Here is a 15,670-nt window from a genome sequence, read left to right on the forward strand (position 1 = left end):
GCTCGCGAAGGCTGACTGACAAACACCGCAAATCTACCGCTCAAACAACTCCATCTGCTCAAACCCACCGCGCAAATCCTCCAGCCTCACCCCAACCCCCAACAACCGCACCGGTTTCCCGCCGCGATTGAACGCCTGCGTCAGCATCAACTGATAACTGCCCAAGTCCCGCCCTGCCCCGGCCTGTTCCAGCGTGGTCTGGGTAAAGTCATGAAACTTCACTTTGACGAACGGTTTGCCCGGTCGATAACTGCTGTCGATCCGTGCCATGCGGGTTTTCAGGGTTTCCAGCAGCTCAGGCAACTTGTCGAGGCAACTGCGCAGATCCGGCAGATCAACGTCGTAGGTATTTTCCACGCTGATTGACTGACGCCGACTGTCGTTGTGCACCAGACGATCATCAATCCCACGCGCCAGGCTCCACATTCGCTCGCCGAAACTGCCGAATTCGCGCACCAGCGCCAACTTGTCCCAATCGCGCAATTGCGAGCAGTCGACGATGCCGAGCCTGCCCAGCTTGTCGGCGGTGACCTTGCCGACACCGTGCAACTTGCTCACCGGCAAACCGCTGACGAAGTCCTCGACCTGATCCGGGGTGATCACGAACAGACCATTGGGCTTTTTCCAGTCGCTGGCGATCTTCGCCAGAAACTTGTTCGGCGCCACACCGGCAGACACGGTGATATGCAACTGATTGGAGACGCGTCGACGAATGTCTTGAGCAATACGCGTGGCGCTGCCGCCGAAATGCGCACTGTCCGAGACATCCAGATAAGCCTCATCCAGCGACAGCGGTTCGATCAGGTCGGTGTAATCGCTGAAAATCACATGAATTTCTTTCGAGGCTTCGCGATAGGCGTCCATGCGCGGCTTGACGATGGTCAGATCCGGGCACAGCTTCAAGGCATGCCCCGAGGACATCGCCGAGCGCACGCCATAGGCCCGCGCCTCGTAGTTGCAGGTGGCGATGACACCGCGCCGATCCGCCGAACCACCTACCGCCAAAGGCTTGCCGGCGAGGTTCGGGTCATCACGCATCTCGATGGCGGCGTAGAAACAGTCACAGTCGACGTGGATGATTTTTCGCTGAGTCATGACAGAAAAGGAAACATGGCGAGCCGGATCGGCAGTATCTCACTGACACCTGTATATAGCACCAGTGGTAAGAATGTTCTTTTCCACGCGTAGGAAAAGGCCGATGAATTTATTTTCTCAATCGAAAGAAGCCCTTCGATAGAGCTGAAACCCTTGTGCCACCTGCCCTGCACGCCTTTTCAGGCACTGCAAAAAGCGCTAACCGATTGAACCTCAACAGATTTTATCCAGATTGCGAGTTGACACCCCGGCGATCCTCTGTAGAATGCCGACACACAGACGCGGGATGGAGCAGTCTGGTAGCTCGTCGGGCTCATAACCCGAAGGTCGTCGGTTCAAATCCGGCTCCCGCAACCAAACATCAAAAAAGGCTACTCGAAAGAGTGGCCTTTTTTGTGCGTGTCTGTTTTGCAGATTTCTTCTACTTATAAGGAAGCGATCGCCAAACAGGAATTCGTTGCATTTCCGAAACTTAGGCGCGACCTGCGACCGTTTGACGCGATCTCACACTTATTTGACCCTTTACGGGATTAGCGGTTGACACCCCGTCGTTCCTCTGTAGAATGCCGCCACACAGACGCGGGATGGAGCAGTCTGGTAGCTCGTCGGGCTCATAACCCGAAGGTCGTCGGTTCAAATCCGGCTCCCGCAACCAAACATCAAAAAAGGCTACTCGAAAGAGTGGCCTTTTTTGTATCTGTTGAAAAAGTCCTTTCGCAACAATGATCTGTCACTGTGCAGTGAACGCTTGGGATCTTCAGACTCGCCAACTTGCGACTATGCTTGTGTCGCAGGCACGACGTCTGCAATCCAGGAACTGCCCTCGCCGATACCCGGTGAGAGGCGTAGTATTTTGTGATTATTTTTTTCTACAGGGATTGGTAACTTGGCTGGATACCTCCATCCTGTCGCGCACAATCCAAGAGGTGATTGATGCGCGCCAACTCGTCTGATCCACAAGACACCGTCACAGCGGAACATCCGATCAAGCCAGAGCGTTTGCGCTTGCTGGATCGTTTGAGCAAATACCGTCAGCCAATTGGTCTGGCCGTTACGTTGCTGCTGTTCGCCATTGCGCTGATTGCCTGTCGCCATCTATTGGCCGAACTTGATCTCGACGCTCTGCACGACTCGATTCTCGAGGTACCGAAACCCGCCCTGCTCGGCGCTTTCGGTGCGACGGTGGTCGGCTTCATTATTCTGCTGGGCTATGAATGGTCGGCCAGCCGCTATGCCGGCGTGACCTTGCCGCCGCGTACTCTGGCGATGGGCGGGTTCACCGCGTTTGCGATTGGCAACGCCATTGGCCTGTCGCTGCTGTCCGGCGGCTCGGTTCGCTATCGTTTATATGCACGGCATGGTCTGGGGGCGGCGGAAGTCGCGCACATGACCCTGTTCGCCAGCCTGTCGCTGGGTTGCGCGCTACCGCCACTGGCTGCGCTGGCGACGCTGAGTGACCTGCCCGCTGCCTCTGCGGCACTCGGCCTGTCCGAAGGTCTGCTCGGCACAGTTGCCGCTGTCGTGCTGTTGCTTGGCGCGGTATTGGCTATCGGCATCTATCGTCGGCGTCTGCCGGAACAGCCGTTGCGCGATAACCTGTTGGTTCGGGTCGGTCGCCGCACCTTGCGCCTGCCGGGCCGCCGCCTGACCTTTCTGCAACTGATCATCACCGCACTCGACGTGGCTGCCGCCGCGACCGTGCTATATCTGCTGCTGCCCGAAGCGCCGCCGTTTGGTGCGTTCTTGCTGGTGTATCTGCTCGCCCTTGCCGCTGGCGTGCTCAGCCATGTGCCGGGCGGCGTTGGCGTGTTCGAAGCGATTCTGCTGGCAGCGTTTGCCGACAAGCTTGGCGCCGCACCACTGGCCGCAGCCCTGCTGCTGTATCGCCTGATCTACGTGGTGCTGCCATTGCTGGTGGCCTGCGTAGTGCTGCTGATCAACGAAGGTCAGCGCCTGTTTCAATCGCAAACGATGCGCGCCGCCTCGGGTCTGGCCGCGCCGATCCTTGCAGTGCTGGTGTTCTTATCGGGTGTGGTGCTGCTGTTTTCTGGCGCCACTCCTGAAATCGACACGCGTCTTGAGCACATTGGTTTTCTGATTCCACATCGCCTGGTCGACGCTTCGCACTTCGGCGCCAGCCTGATTGGCGTGTTGTGTCTGATGCTCGCCCAAGGTCTGCGCCGTCGCCTGTCGGCAGCATGGATGCTGACCACTATTCTGTTGCTGGTCGGCGCCCTGCTCTCGCTGCTTAAAGGCTTCGACTGGGAAGAAGCCACACTGATGACCCTCACCGCCGCGTTGCTGGGGGTTTTCCGTCGCTCGTTCTATCGCCCGAGTCGCCTGACCGAACTGCCCTTCTCGCCGCTGTATCTGGTCGCCAGCCTGTGCGTACTCGGTGCATCGACCTGGCTGCTGCTGTTCGCCTACCAGGACGTTCCTTACAGCCATCAGTTGTGGTGGCAGTTCACCCTCGACGCTGATGCCCCTCGCGGACTGCGTTCGCTGCTTGGCGCTGCGGTGTTGTTGCTGGTGATCGCCCTGACCTGGCTGCTGCGCACTGCGCGTCCGGTGATTCACTTGCCGACGCCGGATGAGCTGGAGCGCGCCTCGAAGATTTTGATGGCCTCTTCGCAACCCGACGGCGGCCTCGCGCTGACCGGTGACAAGGCGTTGCTGTTCCACCCCAACGACGAGGCGTTTCTGATGTACGCCCGCCGTGGCCGCAGTCTGGTGGCGCTGTACGACCCGATCGGCCCAAGCCAGCAACGCGCCGAAATGATTTGGCAGTTCCGCGACCTCTGCGACATCTACCATGCGCGCCCGGTGTTCTATCAGGTACGCGCCGAGAACCTGCCGTACTACATGGACATCGGCCTGACCGCGATCAAGCTCGGCGAAGAAGCCCGCGTCGATCTGCATCGCTTTGACCTGGAAGCCAAGGGCAAAGAGATGAAGGATCTGCGTTACACCTGGAACCGAGGCACCCGCGACGGTCTGTCGCTGGAGATCCATGAGCCGGGCCAGGCGCCAATGGATGAGCTGAAAGTGATTTCCGATGCCTGGCTGACCGGCAAGAACGTGCGCGAGAAAGGTTTCTCCCTCGGCCGTTTCAGCGACGAATACCTGAAGCATTTCCGCATCGCGGTGATTCGCTTCGAAGGCCGCCCGGTGGCGTTCGCCAACCTGCTTGAGACATTCAGCCACGATTTGGCCAGTCTCGACCTGATGCGCGCGCACCCGGACGCGCCGAAGTTGACCATGGAATTCATGATGGTCGGCCTGATTCAACATTATAAGAGTCACGGATACGCGCGTTTCAGCCTGGGCATGGTGCCGTTGTCGGGGTTGCAGCCCCGCCGTGGTGCACCGCTGACCCAGCGTCTGGGCTCGATGGTTTTCCGCCGTGGTGAGCAGCTGTACAACTTCCAAGGCTTGCGCCGCTTCAAAGACAAGTTCCAGCCTGACTGGGAACCCCGTTATATGGCCGTGCCAGCCGGACTCGATCCGTTGGTGGCGCTGGCCGACACTGCTGCCCTGATCGCGGGCGGCTTGACTGGATTGGTGAAACGCTGATGATTCAACGCTCCCTGAAGTACATCCTGGCCGCACTGATTGTGCTGGCCGTGATTGCCGGCGGCGGTTACTGGTACCTCAAACGCCCGGCACCGGAACCGACGCTCGAACCCATTACGGCAGCCGACGGCACCGTGTTGACCCGCATCATCCCCGGCACCAAGCCCAAGGCGCAGGTGCTGGTGGCGGTCAATAGCGACCAGAAGCTGACCGACAATCAACTGACCACCCTGAGCCGCAGTGCCTCGGCGCAGATCGTTCAGGTGATTCTGCCCAAGGACTGCCTGCAACAAAGCCGCGCCCTGCAAACCGGTCTGCGCGAGCTGAACGGCCCGGCCACTCTGGTCAGCGGCATCGGCCCTGGCGCGGTGCTGGCCTGGCGCTGGCTGGCGGAACAGAAAGATGACAAGGCCCAGGCCATTTCCGTCGACCTGGCACTGGAAAAAGGTGGCTGCACGCACCTGCTGCCGAAATCCGCTGCCCACGGCCACTGGCTGGCAGCGTGGAACGACAACCCGGACGACGCCAGCGCAGGTTTCGTGCGCGATCAACCGAACGCCGAAACCAGCATCAGCGACTACGACATCAACCTGCCGCAAGTGCTGAACAACGAACTGCGCAAAATCCTTGTTGGCGGCGACAAGGCTAACGGCGGTCTGGCGATTCCGGTGGTTGAAGTGCCGGCCGGTCAGGCCAAAGACACTGTCACCCTGTTCCTCTCCGGTGACGGCGGCTGGCGCGACCTCGACCGCGATGTGGCCGGTGAAATGGCCAAGATCGGCTACCCGGTGGTCGGCATCGACACCCTGCGCTACTACTGGCAGCACAAGAGCCCGGAGCAAAGCGCACTGGATCTGAGTGAACTGATGCAACATTACCGGCAGAAATGGGGCACCAAGCGCTTCATCCTCACCGGTTACTCGTTCGGCGCCGACGTTCTGCCGGCGATCTACAACCGCCTGCCGGACACCGAGCAGCAACGCGTAGACGCCATCATCCTGCTCGCCTTCGCCCGCACCGGCAGCTTCGAAATCGAAGTCGAAGGCTGGTTGGGCAACGCCGGCAAAGAAGCCGCCACCGGCCCGGAAATGGCCAAACTGCCACCGGCCAAGGTGATCTGCATCTATGGCGAAGAAGAGGCGGATGAAAGTGGTTGCACCGACAAGACTGCAGTCGGTGAAGCGGTGAAACTGCCCGGCGGTCACCACTTCGACGAGAACTACCCGGCGCTGGCCAAGCGTCTGGTGGACTTGATCGAGAAGCGTCAGAGCAAGGACTCGGTCGCCGAAGAGTGATCTGAGCCACGCCCACAAAAAGCCCCCGCAACTTCGCAGTTGCGGGGGCTTTTTTACATCTCGGACGATTAACCCGTTCCCCTGTAGGAGTGAGCCTGCTCGCGATAGCGGAGTGTCAGCCACCTATTTGCCAACTGATACACCGCTATCGCGAGCAGGCTCACTCCTACAAGGGATGGCGCTGGATTCGAGATTTTGTGCAGTGACCGTAAATTTCTTGACGCTTCAGGAAGCCAAAAACGCCAAGCGTCCACATTCCATAAAACGTGGACACCTGCTTGATTGGCATTATCGAATCGTCAACTCCACACTCAAATCTTCCGCCGAACCAATACCCGCAAAACCGCCAGCAACGTTTAGTTTCGTTTACTTCTGGTCTCGCAATATCAGATGACGCCCACAGACCTTGTAGGCAAACTCCGAAACTCTTGTTGGGGCGCTGTACCGCTCTATTGCGCTGTTTTTCGAAGGGATACTCTCCGAACGTCGCTGACCCATTCAGTGATCGGGCTTGGTAACCCGGTGGAATAAGGCGCAACAGCGCACCCGACACGACTCAGGCGTTATCCCGCCCGAGCCCCTGTGTTATGGCAGCTGTGCGTGGGACGCTTTCGGGCGTGCCGGTTTCCTTGATTCCCCGGTTTACCAACCTGCGCACAGCTGCCACCCATTCGCTTGGTATCGGATGCGGCAGCTCTCGAAATCAAGGGAACTGAACATGAACAATCCATCTGATCTTAAAACCATCGGCTTCACCCCTTTCCTCTACAACTCGGATCAAGCGTTCTTCAACGTCCGCTCCGGCATCCCGATCATTGATGCTTTGTCCCAATCCTCCGAACTGCTGACCCTCGCCAAATCCTTCGTCGAGGATGCGGCCTTCATCAGAGACACCGATCGCCACGCTTGGGCTGCGCATTACCTGACGGTGATGGGCAAAGCCTTGATTGATGACGTGATACAGACACTGATGCCACGCCCCGCAAGGACGAAGACCGAGTCTGAAGCAGAGATGCCTGAAGGCTTGTAGAGGTTTGAAGATCAAAAGATCGCAGCCTTCGGCAGCTCCTACATGGAATGCGAAACCTGTAGGAGCTGCCGAAGGCTGCGATCTTTTGATCTGAAGTTGCCGCCCACAAAAAAGCCCCCGCCAACCACAAGGCTGACGGGGGCTCTTTCTATAACGCGAAGTTACATCTCCACCTGCGTCCCCAACTCAATCACCCGGTTCAACGGAAGATTGAAGAACCGCAAGTTCCCATTGGCATTCTTCAACATGAACGCAAACAGCGCCTCACGCCAACGCGCCATGCCTTCCAGCTTCGAGGCAATCACCGTTTCGCGGCTGAGGAAGTAGGTGGTGCGCATCGGGCTGAAGTCCAGATCATCCAGATGACACAGCTTCAGCGCTTGCGGTACGTCTGGCTCATCGGTGAAGCCGAAGTGCAGGATCACCCGGAAGAAGCCCTCGCCGTGCGCTTCCACTTCAAAACGCCGCGACGGTGGTACGCGCGGGATGTCTTCGTAAACCACCGTCAGCAACACCACTTGCTCATGCAGCACTTGGTTGTGCAGCAGGTTGTGCAACAACGCATGCGGCACGGCGTCGGAGCGCGCGGTGAGGAACACCGCAGTGCCCTGCACGCGATGCGGCGGTTGTACGCGGATGCTGCTGATGAAGATCGGAAGCGGCAGCGCGCCTTCGTCGAGGCGATCGACGAGCAACTGCTTGCCGCGTTTCCAGGTGGTCATCAGCACGAACAGCGCAATACCGGCGATCACCGGGAACGCACCGCCCTGAACGATCTTCGGCACGTTGGCGGCGAAGTAGAGGCCGTCCACCAGCAGGAAGCCGATCAACACCGGCACGGCAAGGATTGGTGGCCATTTCCACAGCAGCAGCATCACTGCCGACACCAAAATGGTGGTCATCAGCATGGTGCCCGTCACCGCCACGCCGTAGGCCGAGGCCAGTGCGCCAGACGATTCGAAGCCGAGTACCAACAACACCACGCCAACCATCAGCGCCCAGTTCACCGCGCCGATGTAGATCTGGCCCTGCTCGGCGCTGGAGGTGTGCTGGATGTACATGCGCGGAATGTAGCCGAGCTGAATCGCCTGACGGGTCAGGGAGAACGCGCCGGAAATCACCGCTTGCGAGGCGATCACCGTGGCCATGGTCGACAGACCGACCAGCGGAATCAACGCCCAGCTCGGCGCCAGCAGGTAGAACGGGTTACGCGCCGCTTCCGGGTTGTCCAGCAGCAAAGCGCCCTGACCGAAGTAGTTGAGCACCAGCGCCGGCAACACCAGAATGAACCACGCGCGGGCAATCGGTTTGCGACCGAAGTGGCCCATGTCGGCGTACAGCGCTTCGGCACCGGTCAGCGCCAGCACCACGGCACCGAGGATCGCCACGCCCATGCCCGGATGAACGACGAAGAAATTCACCGCCCACATCGGGTTCATCGCATGCAGCACTTCTGGCGTGTGGCTGATGCCATACACACCAAGCGCGCCGAGGACGAGGAACCAGGTGACCATGATCGGCCCGAACAAAATGCCGATCCGCGCGGTACCGTGACGCTGGATCAGGAACAACCCGACCAGAACGACCAGCGACAGCGGCACCACCCAATGATCAATGCCATCGAATGCCAGCCCCAGACCTTCAATCGCCGAGAGTACGGAAATCGCCGGGGTGATCATGCTGTCGCCGTAAAACAGCGCCGCGCCGATCAGTCCGCAGACCACCAATAATGAACGCAGCTTCTTGCGATGCCCGGCCGCTCGCCGTGCCAGTGCGGTGAGCGCCATAATGCCGCCCTCGCCCTGGTTGTCGGCGCGCAGCACGAACATCATGTATTTGATCGAAACCACCCAGATCAGCGACCAGAAGATCAACGACAGAATGCCCAGCACGCCGTCGTGATTGACGGGCACACCGTAGCCGCCGGAAAACACTTCTTTAAGGGTGTACAACGGGCTCGTGCCGATGTCGCCGTAAACCACCCCGACCGCCGCGACCAGCATACTCAGCGGCTTGGTTGCCGAACCCTCGGCGCCTGCCGCATGACTACTTGCCTGACCCATCCAACACTCCTGACTTACCGGAACCGGCTTCTTTTCAATGAAGCACTATGCTTTGTCGTGCAGCATGATGCGCTGATTTACCTGTTGTTACAGACGATTTGTTGACTGTAAAAAATTGGTAAAGCCCAACGGCGCGAAGCATAGCGCAGCACTCGTCGTATTTCCCGGCATAAAGCTGGTCAAGTGCGCTTCTCGCCGCTAGAATTGCGCACTTTTTGATCAGAGGCGCACCCTAAGCGCCCATCCGTCGGCTTCCGCACTGCGCAAGCGGCGTCACAAAATACCGAGGTTAGACATGTCCACCACTCCTGCGCCGGCCAATCCAAAGGTTGGCTTTGTATCTCTGGGTTGCCCGAAAGCACTGGTCGACTCCGAGCGCATCCTGACCCAGCTGCGCATGGAAGGTTATGACGTGGTGTCCACCTATCAGGACGCCGACGTTGTAGTCGTCAACACCTGCGGTTTCATCGATTCGGCCAAGGCTGAGTCGCTGGAAGTGATCGGCGAAGCGATCAAGGAAAACGGCAAGGTGATCGTCACCGGCTGCATGGGCGTGGAAGAAGGCAACATCCGCAACGTGCACCCGAGCGTGCTGGCCGTGACCGGGCCGCAGCAGTACGAGCAAGTGGTCAACGCCGTGCACGAAGTCGTGCCGCCGCGTAAAGATCACAACCCGCTGATCGACCTGGTGCCGCCGCAAGGCATCAAGTTGACCCCGCGTCACTACGCTTACCTGAAGATTTCCGAAGGCTGCAACCATAGCTGCTCGTTCTGCATCATCCCGTCGATGCGCGGCAAACTGGTCAGCCGTCCAGTCGGCGATGTGCTCGACGAAGCTCAACGCCTGGTCAAATCCGGCGTTAAAGAGTTGCTGGTTATTTCGCAAGACACCAGCGCTTACGGCGTTGACGTGAAATACCGCACCGGTTTCTGGAACGGCGCGCCGGTGAAAACCCGCATGACCGAACTCTGTGAAGCGCTGAGCACCCTCGGCGTCTGGGTACGTCTGCACTACGTTTACCCGTACCCGCACGTTGACGAGCTGATCCCGCTGATGGCCGCCGGCAAGATCCTGCCGTACCTCGACATTCCGTTCCAGCACGCCAGCCCGAAAGTCTTGAAGTCGATGAAACGCCCGGCGTTCGAAGACAAGACCCTGGCGCGGATCAAGAACTGGCGCGAGATCTGCCCGGATTTGATCATCCGCTCGACCTTCATCGTCGGCTTCCCGGGCGAAACCGAAGAAGACTTCCAGTACCTGCTCAACTGGCTGACCGAAGCCCAGCTCGACCGCGTCGGCTGCTTCCAGTACTCGCCGGTGGAAGGCGCTCCGGCCAATGATCTGGATCTGGAGATCGTTCCGGGCGAGGTCAAGCAGGATCGTTGGGATCGCTTCATGGCGCACCAGCAAGCGATCAGCTCGGCACGTCTGCAAATGCGCATCGGCCGTGAAATCGAAGTGCTGGTGGACGAAGTCGACGAGCAAGGCGCGGTTGGCCGCTGCTTCTTCGATGCCCCGGAAATCGATGGCAACGTGTTTATTGATAACGGCAGCAACCTGAAGCCGGGCGACAAGGTCTGGTGCAAAGTCACCGACGCCGACGAATACGACCTGTGGGCTGAGCAGATCTAACACCGAATACCCTGTAGGAGCTGCCGAAGGCTGCGATCTGTTGATCTTGATCTCGATAAACAAGATCAAAAGATCGCAGCCTCGTTTCACTCGTCAGCTCCTACAGGGATTCGGGACAGCTCTGAATTCAAAAGCCCCGCTCTTTTTCCAAGATGCGGGGCTTTTTTACGGCTATCGTTTATCGGGGGACGGACTCCCTTGAACGAACAAGAGGCCAACAGGCATGCGTCACCACTCGGTTATCCACACGCCGAAACTCAGCGATTATCAGGAACTGACCCGGGTCTGGGAGGCCTCGGTTCGCGCCACCCATGATTTTCTGCCGGACAGCTACATCGAGCTGCTGCGTAATTTGGTGCTGACCCGCTATCTGGATGCGGTGATGCTGATCTGCACCAAGGACGCCGACCAGCGCATCACCGGATTTGCCGGGGTCGCGGCGGGCAAGATTGAGATGCTGTTCGTTGATCCCGATTTTCGCGGTCAAGGTTTGGGCAAGAAGCTGCTCAACTATGCGATGCAGCATTTGAACGCCGACGAGCTGGACGTCAACGAACAGAACCCGCAGGCACTGGGGTTTTACTTCAAGCAGGGTTTTGAGGTGATCGGCCGCTCGGAGGTGGATGGCATGGGCCAGCCGTATCCGTTGCTGCATATGCGTTTGCGGCAAACCCAAACACGCTCAAGCCACGCCTGAAACACCACAAACCAATGTAGGAGTGAGCCTGCTCGCGATAGCGCCAGATCAGCCAACATCAATGTCGAATGTCAGATGGCTATCGCGAGCAGGCTCACTCCTACAAAAAGCCACACCGTGAAAATGGAACCGGGCTTAACCGGCGCCACACAGGTACAATGCCCACCCCTTTTTTGTTACGGCCCTGTCATGACTGACCCGATTCGCCTCTCCAAACGCCTCATTGAACTGGTCGGTTGCTCCCGCCGGGAGGCCGAGCTGTTCATCGAGGGCGGCTGGGTCACCGTGGACGGCGAAGTCATCGACGAACCGCAGTTCAAGGTCGGCGACCAGAAGGTCGAGCTCGACAAGGACGCCCAGGCCACCGCGCCGGAGCCGGTGACTATCCTGCTCAACGCGCCGGCCGGCATGGACGTCGAAAGCGCCATGCATTCGCTGAGCATAGACACCCTCAGCGAAGAACACCGCTATGGCAAACGCCCGTTGCGCGGGCACTTCCTGCGCCTGACCGCCAGCGCTGACCTGCAAGCCAAGGCCAGCGGCCTGCTGGTGTTCACCCAGGACTGGAAAATCCTGCGCAAGCTCACCGCCGACGCCGCGAAGATCGAGCAGGAATATGTAGTCGAAGTTGAAGGTGACATGGTCGCCCACGGCCTCAATCGCTTGCAGCACGGCCTGACGCACAAGGGCAAGGAGTTGCCGCCGGTCAAGGCCAGCTGGCAGAACGAAAACCGCCTGCGCTTCGCCATGAAAAACCCGCAGCCGGGGATCATCGCCCAGTTCTGCGAAGCGGTGGGCCTGAAGGTCATCGGCATCCGCCGCATCCGCATCGGCGGCGTCTCGATCGGCAAAGTCCCGGTCGGCCAATGGCGCTACCTGTCCGGCAAAGAGAAGTTCTAAGACTTCCACTGCCGCCACACATTCCGGCAGCGCGCCCGCGTGCTGCCCACAACGCTTATCAGGATTACTCACATGATTCATAACGACGTATTGCGCAGCGTGCGCTACATGCTCGACATCAGTGACAAGAAAGTTGTCGAAATCATCAAACTCGGCGGCATGGACGTAGCACTCGCTGACGTGCTGACCTGGCTCGACAAGAAAGAAGAAGACGAAGAAGGTTTCGTGCGCTGCCCGGACGAAGTCATCGCACACTTCCTCGACGGTCTGGTGATCTTCAAGCGCGGCAAGGATGAAAGCCGTCCGCCGCAGCCGATCGAAGTGCCGGTGACCAACAACATCATCCTGAAAAAGCTGCGCGTGGCCTTCGAATTGAAAGAAGACGACATGCACGCGATCCTCAAGGCTGCCGAGTTCCCGGTGTCCAAGCCTGAGCTGAGCGCGTTGTTCCGCAAGGTTGGCCACACCAACTACCGCCCGTGCGGCGACCAGTTGCTGCGCAACTTCCTCAAAGGGCTCACGCTGCGCGTGAGAGCTTAAAAGCAGCTACAAGCTGCAAGCTGCAAGTTGCCGCACCGCGTTAACTTGTAGCTTGCAGCTTGCCACTCGAAGCTGGCCGCATGGCCCCCCATTCCTTTCGAAAATAGTGGCTCCGCTTTTCGCGGCTGACGACTAGGGTGTATTGATCCCTAGCACTCAGGACTCGCCATGCACCCGTATTTCTCCCTGCAAGGCCGCACCGCTCTGGTGACCGGCGGCACCCGTGGTATCGGCAAAATGATCGCCAAAGCCTTCGTCGAGGCTGGCGCGCGTGTCTATGTCTGCTCGCGCGACGCCGAAGCCTGTCATCAAACCGCGGAAGAACTCAGCGCTTTGGGTACTTGCTACGGCATGGCAGCGAATCTGGCGACTGAAGAAGGCGTGCAGGAACTGGCCGCGCGTCTGGGCGAGCAAATCACCCATCTGGATATTCTGGTAAACAATGCCGGCACCACGTGGGGCGCGCCGCTGGAGAGTTACCCGGTCAAGGGCTGGGAGAAGGTCATGCAGCTCAACGTGACGTCGGTGTTCACCTGCATCCAGCAGTTTCTGCCGCTGTTGCGCAAGGCAGGCTCAGCGGCGAATCCGGCGCGGATTATCAATATTGGTTCAGTGGCGGGGATTTCTTCGTTTGGGGAGCAGGCTTATGCCTACGGGCCGAGTAAGGCTGCCCTGCACCAATTGTCACGGATTCTTGCGCGGGAGCTGGTGAGCCAGCACATCAATGTCAATGTGATCGCACCGGGAAGGTTTCCGAGCAAGATGACTCAGCATATTGGCAATGATGAGAAGGCGCTGGCGGAGGACACGGCGGTGATCCCGATGAAGCGTTGGGGGCGTGAGGAAGAGATGGCGGCGTTGGCGATCAGCCTGGCGAGTACCGCCGGGGCCTATATGACCGGGAATATTATTCCGCTGGATGGTGGGTTTAGCCTCTAGGTCGACGGTGAAGCTATCGCGAGCAGGCTCACTCCTGCAGGGATTTCCAGCGAACACAAATTCTGTGTACACCCACAACCCTGTAGGAGTGAGCCTGCTCGCGATGGCGTCCGCCCAGTCACCACCAGACTTGGGATGGGACGGGTTATCATGCCCACCCTGCCCCGCTTCGAATGCAAACCATGACTTACAGCGTCTCCCCCATCGGCTTCGTGCGCTCCTGCTTCAAGGAGAAATTCGCCATCCCGCGCCAACCGCAACTGGCTCCCGCAGCCCGTGGCGTGCTGGAACTGGTGGCGCCGTTCGATCAGGGTGACGCCGTGCAAGGCCTGGAACAGGTCAGTCACGTCTGGTTGCTGTTCCTGTTCCATCAAGCACTCGAAGAAAAACCACGCCTGAAAGTCCGCCCACCCCGCTTGGGCGGCAACAAGTCCATGGGCGTGTTCGCCACCCGCGCGACTCACCGACCCAACGGCATCGGTCAGTCTGTGGTGAAACTGGACAAGGTCGAAGCCAATCGCCTGTTCATCTCGGGCATCGATTTGCTCGACGGCACGCCGGTTCTCGACGTCAAACCCTACGTGCCCTATGCCGATATCATCCCCGAAGCCTCTAACAGCATCGCCAGTGCAGCACCGCAGCTAATTGACGTGCAGTGGACGGACTCGGCGCTGAAACAAGCACACACACACGCTCAGCGCCTTGATGAGCCGTTGGTTGCGTTGATTGAACAGTGTCTGGCCCAGGATCCGCGTCCGGCGTACCAAACCCCGGTACCTGAGCGTGAATACGGCGCGCAGTTCTGGGATCTGGACGTACGCTGGCATTACCCGACGCCTGAGCAGATTCGCGTGCTCGAAGTCATTCCTGCCGAAGCGTAACCCCCGGAAACGAAAAAGCCCGCGCTGCCTTCTCAGGCAACGCGGGCTTTTACTGTCACACCACAAAACCAATTTTGGGAGCGGGCTTGCTCGCGAAAGCGCCGTACCAGTCAATTGAAATGTGTCTGATACACCGCTTTCGCGAGCAAGCCCGCTCCCACAGGGGTCTGGAGATTACTTCTCGACGAACGCACGCTCGATCAGGTAATCACCCGGCTCGCGCATCCGCGCCGAGATCTTCAGGCCGAAGCTATCAAGCACTTCACTGGTCTCGTCGAGCATGCTCGGGCTGCCGCAGATCATTGCACGGTCGTCCTGCGGGTTGATCGGTGGCAGCCCGATGTCGCTGAACAGTTTACCGCTGCGCATCAGGTCAGTCAGACGGCCCTGATTCTCGAACGGCTCGCGGGTCACGGTCGGGTAGTAGATCAGCTTGTCACGCAGCGCTTCGCCGAAGAACTCGTTCTGCGGCAGGTGCTCGGTGATGAATTCGCGGTAGGCGACTTCGTTGACGTAGCGTACGCCGTGAACCAGGATCACTTTTTCAAAGCGCTCGTAGGTTTCCGGATCCTGAATCACGCTCATGAACGGCGCCAGACCGGTGCCGGTGCTCAGCAGGTACAGGTGCTTGCCCGGGTTCAGGTCATCGAGAACCAGGGTGCCGGTAGGCTTCTTCGAGATGATGATCTCGTCGCCTTCCTTCAAATGCTGCAGCTGCGAGGTCAGCGGGCCGTCCTGCACCTTGATGCTGAAGAACTCCAGATGCTCTTCCCAGTTCGGGCTGGCGATCGAGTAAGCGCGCATAAGCGGGCGGCCGTTAGGCTGTTGCAGGCCGATCATCACGAACTGACCGTTCTCGAAGCGCAGGCCCGGATCGCGGGTGCACTTGAAGCTGAACAGAGTGTCGTTCCAGTGATGAACACTGAGGACACGCTCGTGGTTCATGTTGCTCATGTACGTTTGACTCCTGGAGATTGGGTCTGCGCTGGCTTTTGAAGGCGACGGTGCGCAATTGCATCGCATT

General features: G+C 59.1%; 12 protein-coding genes and 2 tRNA genes. 11 read left to right on the top strand and 3 right to left on the bottom strand.

Annotated features, from left to right (window positions below):
- Positions 1 to 33: 33 nt before the first annotated feature.
- Positions 34 to 1,095, bottom strand: a complete 1,062-nt coding sequence (gene dinB / locus ACZZ0D_RS18125; protein WP_463553934.1) for a DNA polymerase IV — start codon at positions 1,093 to 1,095, stop codon at positions 34 to 36.
- 280 nt (positions 1,096 to 1,375) lie between these two features.
- On the opposite strand from dinB, the gene ACZZ0D_RS18130 reads away from it, so the two are divergent.
- The 5 genes from ACZZ0D_RS18130 (at position 1,376) to ACZZ0D_RS18150 (ending at position 6,993) form a co-directional block, all read left to right on the top strand.
- Positions 1,376 to 1,452, top strand: a tRNA-Met gene (locus tag ACZZ0D_RS18130).
- Between the two features lie 221 nt (positions 1,453 to 1,673).
- Positions 1,674 to 1,750: transfer RNA gene (locus ACZZ0D_RS18135), tRNA-Met, on the top strand.
- A gap of 278 nt (positions 1,751 to 2,028) precedes the next feature.
- Positions 2,029 to 4,668 (top strand): bifunctional lysylphosphatidylglycerol flippase/synthetase MprF, encoded by a 2,640-nt coding sequence (gene mprF / locus ACZZ0D_RS18140; RefSeq protein WP_463553935.1) that lies wholly within the window; start codon positions 2,029 to 2,031, stop codon positions 4,666 to 4,668.
- Positions 4,668 to 5,963, top strand: coding sequence for a virulence factor family protein (locus tag ACZZ0D_RS18145; protein WP_053117754.1), 1,296 nt, complete (start codon positions 4,668 to 4,670; stop codon positions 5,961 to 5,963). The genes mprF and ACZZ0D_RS18145 overlap by 1 nt, the downstream gene beginning before the upstream one ends.
- Positions 5,964 to 6,681: 718 nt before the next feature.
- Complete coding sequence (locus ACZZ0D_RS18150) at positions 6,682 to 6,993, top strand: DUF3077 domain-containing protein (RefSeq protein WP_463553936.1); 312 nt, start codon at positions 6,682 to 6,684, stop codon at positions 6,991 to 6,993.
- Positions 6,994 to 7,154: 161 nt separating this feature from the next.
- Here ACZZ0D_RS18150 and ACZZ0D_RS18155 read toward each other — a convergent pair whose 3' ends face one another.
- Positions 7,155 to 8,996 carry a potassium transporter Kup gene (locus tag ACZZ0D_RS18155; protein ID WP_400649148.1) on the bottom strand — a complete coding sequence of 614 codons (1,842 nt, stop codon included), beginning with the start codon at positions 8,994 to 8,996 and terminating at the stop codon, positions 7,155 to 7,157.
- Between the two features lie 355 nt (positions 8,997 to 9,351).
- On the opposite strand from ACZZ0D_RS18155, the gene rimO reads away from it, so the two are divergent.
- The 6 genes from rimO to tsaA all read left to right on the top strand — a co-directional run bounded on the left by rimO (position 9,352) and on the right by tsaA (position 14,646).
- The gene (gene rimO / locus ACZZ0D_RS18160) at positions 9,352 to 10,689 is read left to right on the top strand and encodes a 30S ribosomal protein S12 methylthiotransferase RimO (RefSeq protein ID WP_463553937.1); all 1,338 of its coding nucleotides are present in this window, start codon (positions 9,352 to 9,354) and stop codon (positions 10,687 to 10,689) included.
- A 223-nt stretch (positions 10,690 to 10,912) separates the two neighbouring features.
- Positions 10,913 to 11,386, top strand: a complete 474-nt coding sequence (locus ACZZ0D_RS18165) for a GNAT family N-acetyltransferase (RefSeq protein WP_463553938.1) — start codon at positions 10,913 to 10,915, stop codon at positions 11,384 to 11,386.
- Between the two features lie 189 nt (positions 11,387 to 11,575).
- Entirely contained in the window at positions 11,576 to 12,286 is a 711-nt protein-coding gene (locus ACZZ0D_RS18170) for an rRNA pseudouridine synthase (RefSeq protein WP_463553939.1), read from the top strand.
- Positions 12,287 to 12,358: 72 nt separating this feature from the next.
- Positions 12,359 to 12,826 (top strand): YehS family protein, encoded by a 468-nt coding sequence (locus ACZZ0D_RS18175; RefSeq protein ID WP_463553940.1) that lies wholly within the window; start codon positions 12,359 to 12,361, stop codon positions 12,824 to 12,826.
- A gap of 168 nt (positions 12,827 to 12,994) precedes the next feature.
- A complete protein-coding gene (locus ACZZ0D_RS18180) occupies positions 12,995 to 13,765 on the top strand; it encodes an SDR family oxidoreductase (protein WP_159813158.1) in 771 nt (256 codons plus the stop codon).
- Positions 13,766 to 13,947: 182 nt separating this feature from the next.
- Complete coding sequence (tsaA, locus tag ACZZ0D_RS18185) at positions 13,948 to 14,646, top strand: tRNA (N6-threonylcarbamoyladenosine(37)-N6)-methyltransferase TrmO (protein ID WP_178124181.1); 699 nt, start codon at positions 13,948 to 13,950, stop codon at positions 14,644 to 14,646.
- A gap of 174 nt (positions 14,647 to 14,820) precedes the next feature.
- Here the strand turns inward: tsaA and fpr are convergent, their stop codons facing one another.
- Positions 14,821 to 15,600 carry a ferredoxin-NADP reductase gene (gene fpr, locus ACZZ0D_RS18190; RefSeq protein WP_007908723.1) on the bottom strand — a complete coding sequence of 260 codons (780 nt, stop codon included), beginning with the start codon at positions 15,598 to 15,600 and terminating at the stop codon, positions 14,821 to 14,823.
- Between the last annotated feature and the right edge of the window lie 70 nt (positions 15,601 to 15,670).

The sequence above is a fragment of the Pseudomonas sp. AC193 genome (genome assembly GCF_979258075.1).

What these genes read in the sequence shown, in the direction of transcription:
- ACZZ0D_RS18175 (WP_463553940.1), top strand. Translation starts at nt 12,359, where the DNA reads ATGATTCATAACGACGTATTGCGCAGCGTGCGCTACATGCTCGACATC.
- ACZZ0D_RS18150 (WP_463553936.1), top strand. Translation starts at nt 6,682, where the DNA reads ATGAACAATCCATCTGATCTTAAAACCATCGGCTTCACCCCTTTCCTC.
- ACZZ0D_RS18170 (WP_463553939.1), top strand. Translation starts at nt 11,576, where the DNA reads ATGACTGACCCGATTCGCCTCTCCAAACGCCTCATTGAACTGGTCGGT.
- tsaA (WP_178124181.1), top strand. Translation starts at nt 13,948, where the DNA reads ATGACTTACAGCGTCTCCCCCATCGGCTTCGTGCGCTCCTGCTTCAAG.
- ACZZ0D_RS18165 (WP_463553938.1), top strand. Translation starts at nt 10,913, where the DNA reads ATGCGTCACCACTCGGTTATCCACACGCCGAAACTCAGCGATTATCAG.
- mprF (WP_463553935.1), top strand. Translation starts at nt 2,029, where the DNA reads ATGCGCGCCAACTCGTCTGATCCACAAGACACCGTCACAGCGGAACAT.
- ACZZ0D_RS18145 (WP_053117754.1), top strand. Translation starts at nt 4,668, where the DNA reads ATGATTCAACGCTCCCTGAAGTACATCCTGGCCGCACTGATTGTGCTG.
- dinB (WP_463553934.1), bottom strand. Translation starts at nt 1,095, where the DNA reads ATGACTCAGCGAAAAATCATCCACGTCGACTGTGACTGTTTCTACGCC.
- ACZZ0D_RS18155 (WP_400649148.1), bottom strand. Translation starts at nt 8,996, where the DNA reads ATGCTGGTCGCGGCGGTCGGGGTGGTTTACGGCGACATCGGCACGAGC.
- ACZZ0D_RS18180 (WP_159813158.1), top strand. Translation starts at nt 12,995, where the DNA reads ATGCACCCGTATTTCTCCCTGCAAGGCCGCACCGCTCTGGTGACCGGC.
- rimO (WP_463553937.1), top strand. Translation starts at nt 9,352, where the DNA reads ATGTCCACCACTCCTGCGCCGGCCAATCCAAAGGTTGGCTTTGTATCT.
- fpr (WP_007908723.1), bottom strand. Translation starts at nt 15,600, where the DNA reads ATGAGCAACATGAACCACGAGCGTGTCCTCAGTGTTCATCACTGGAAC.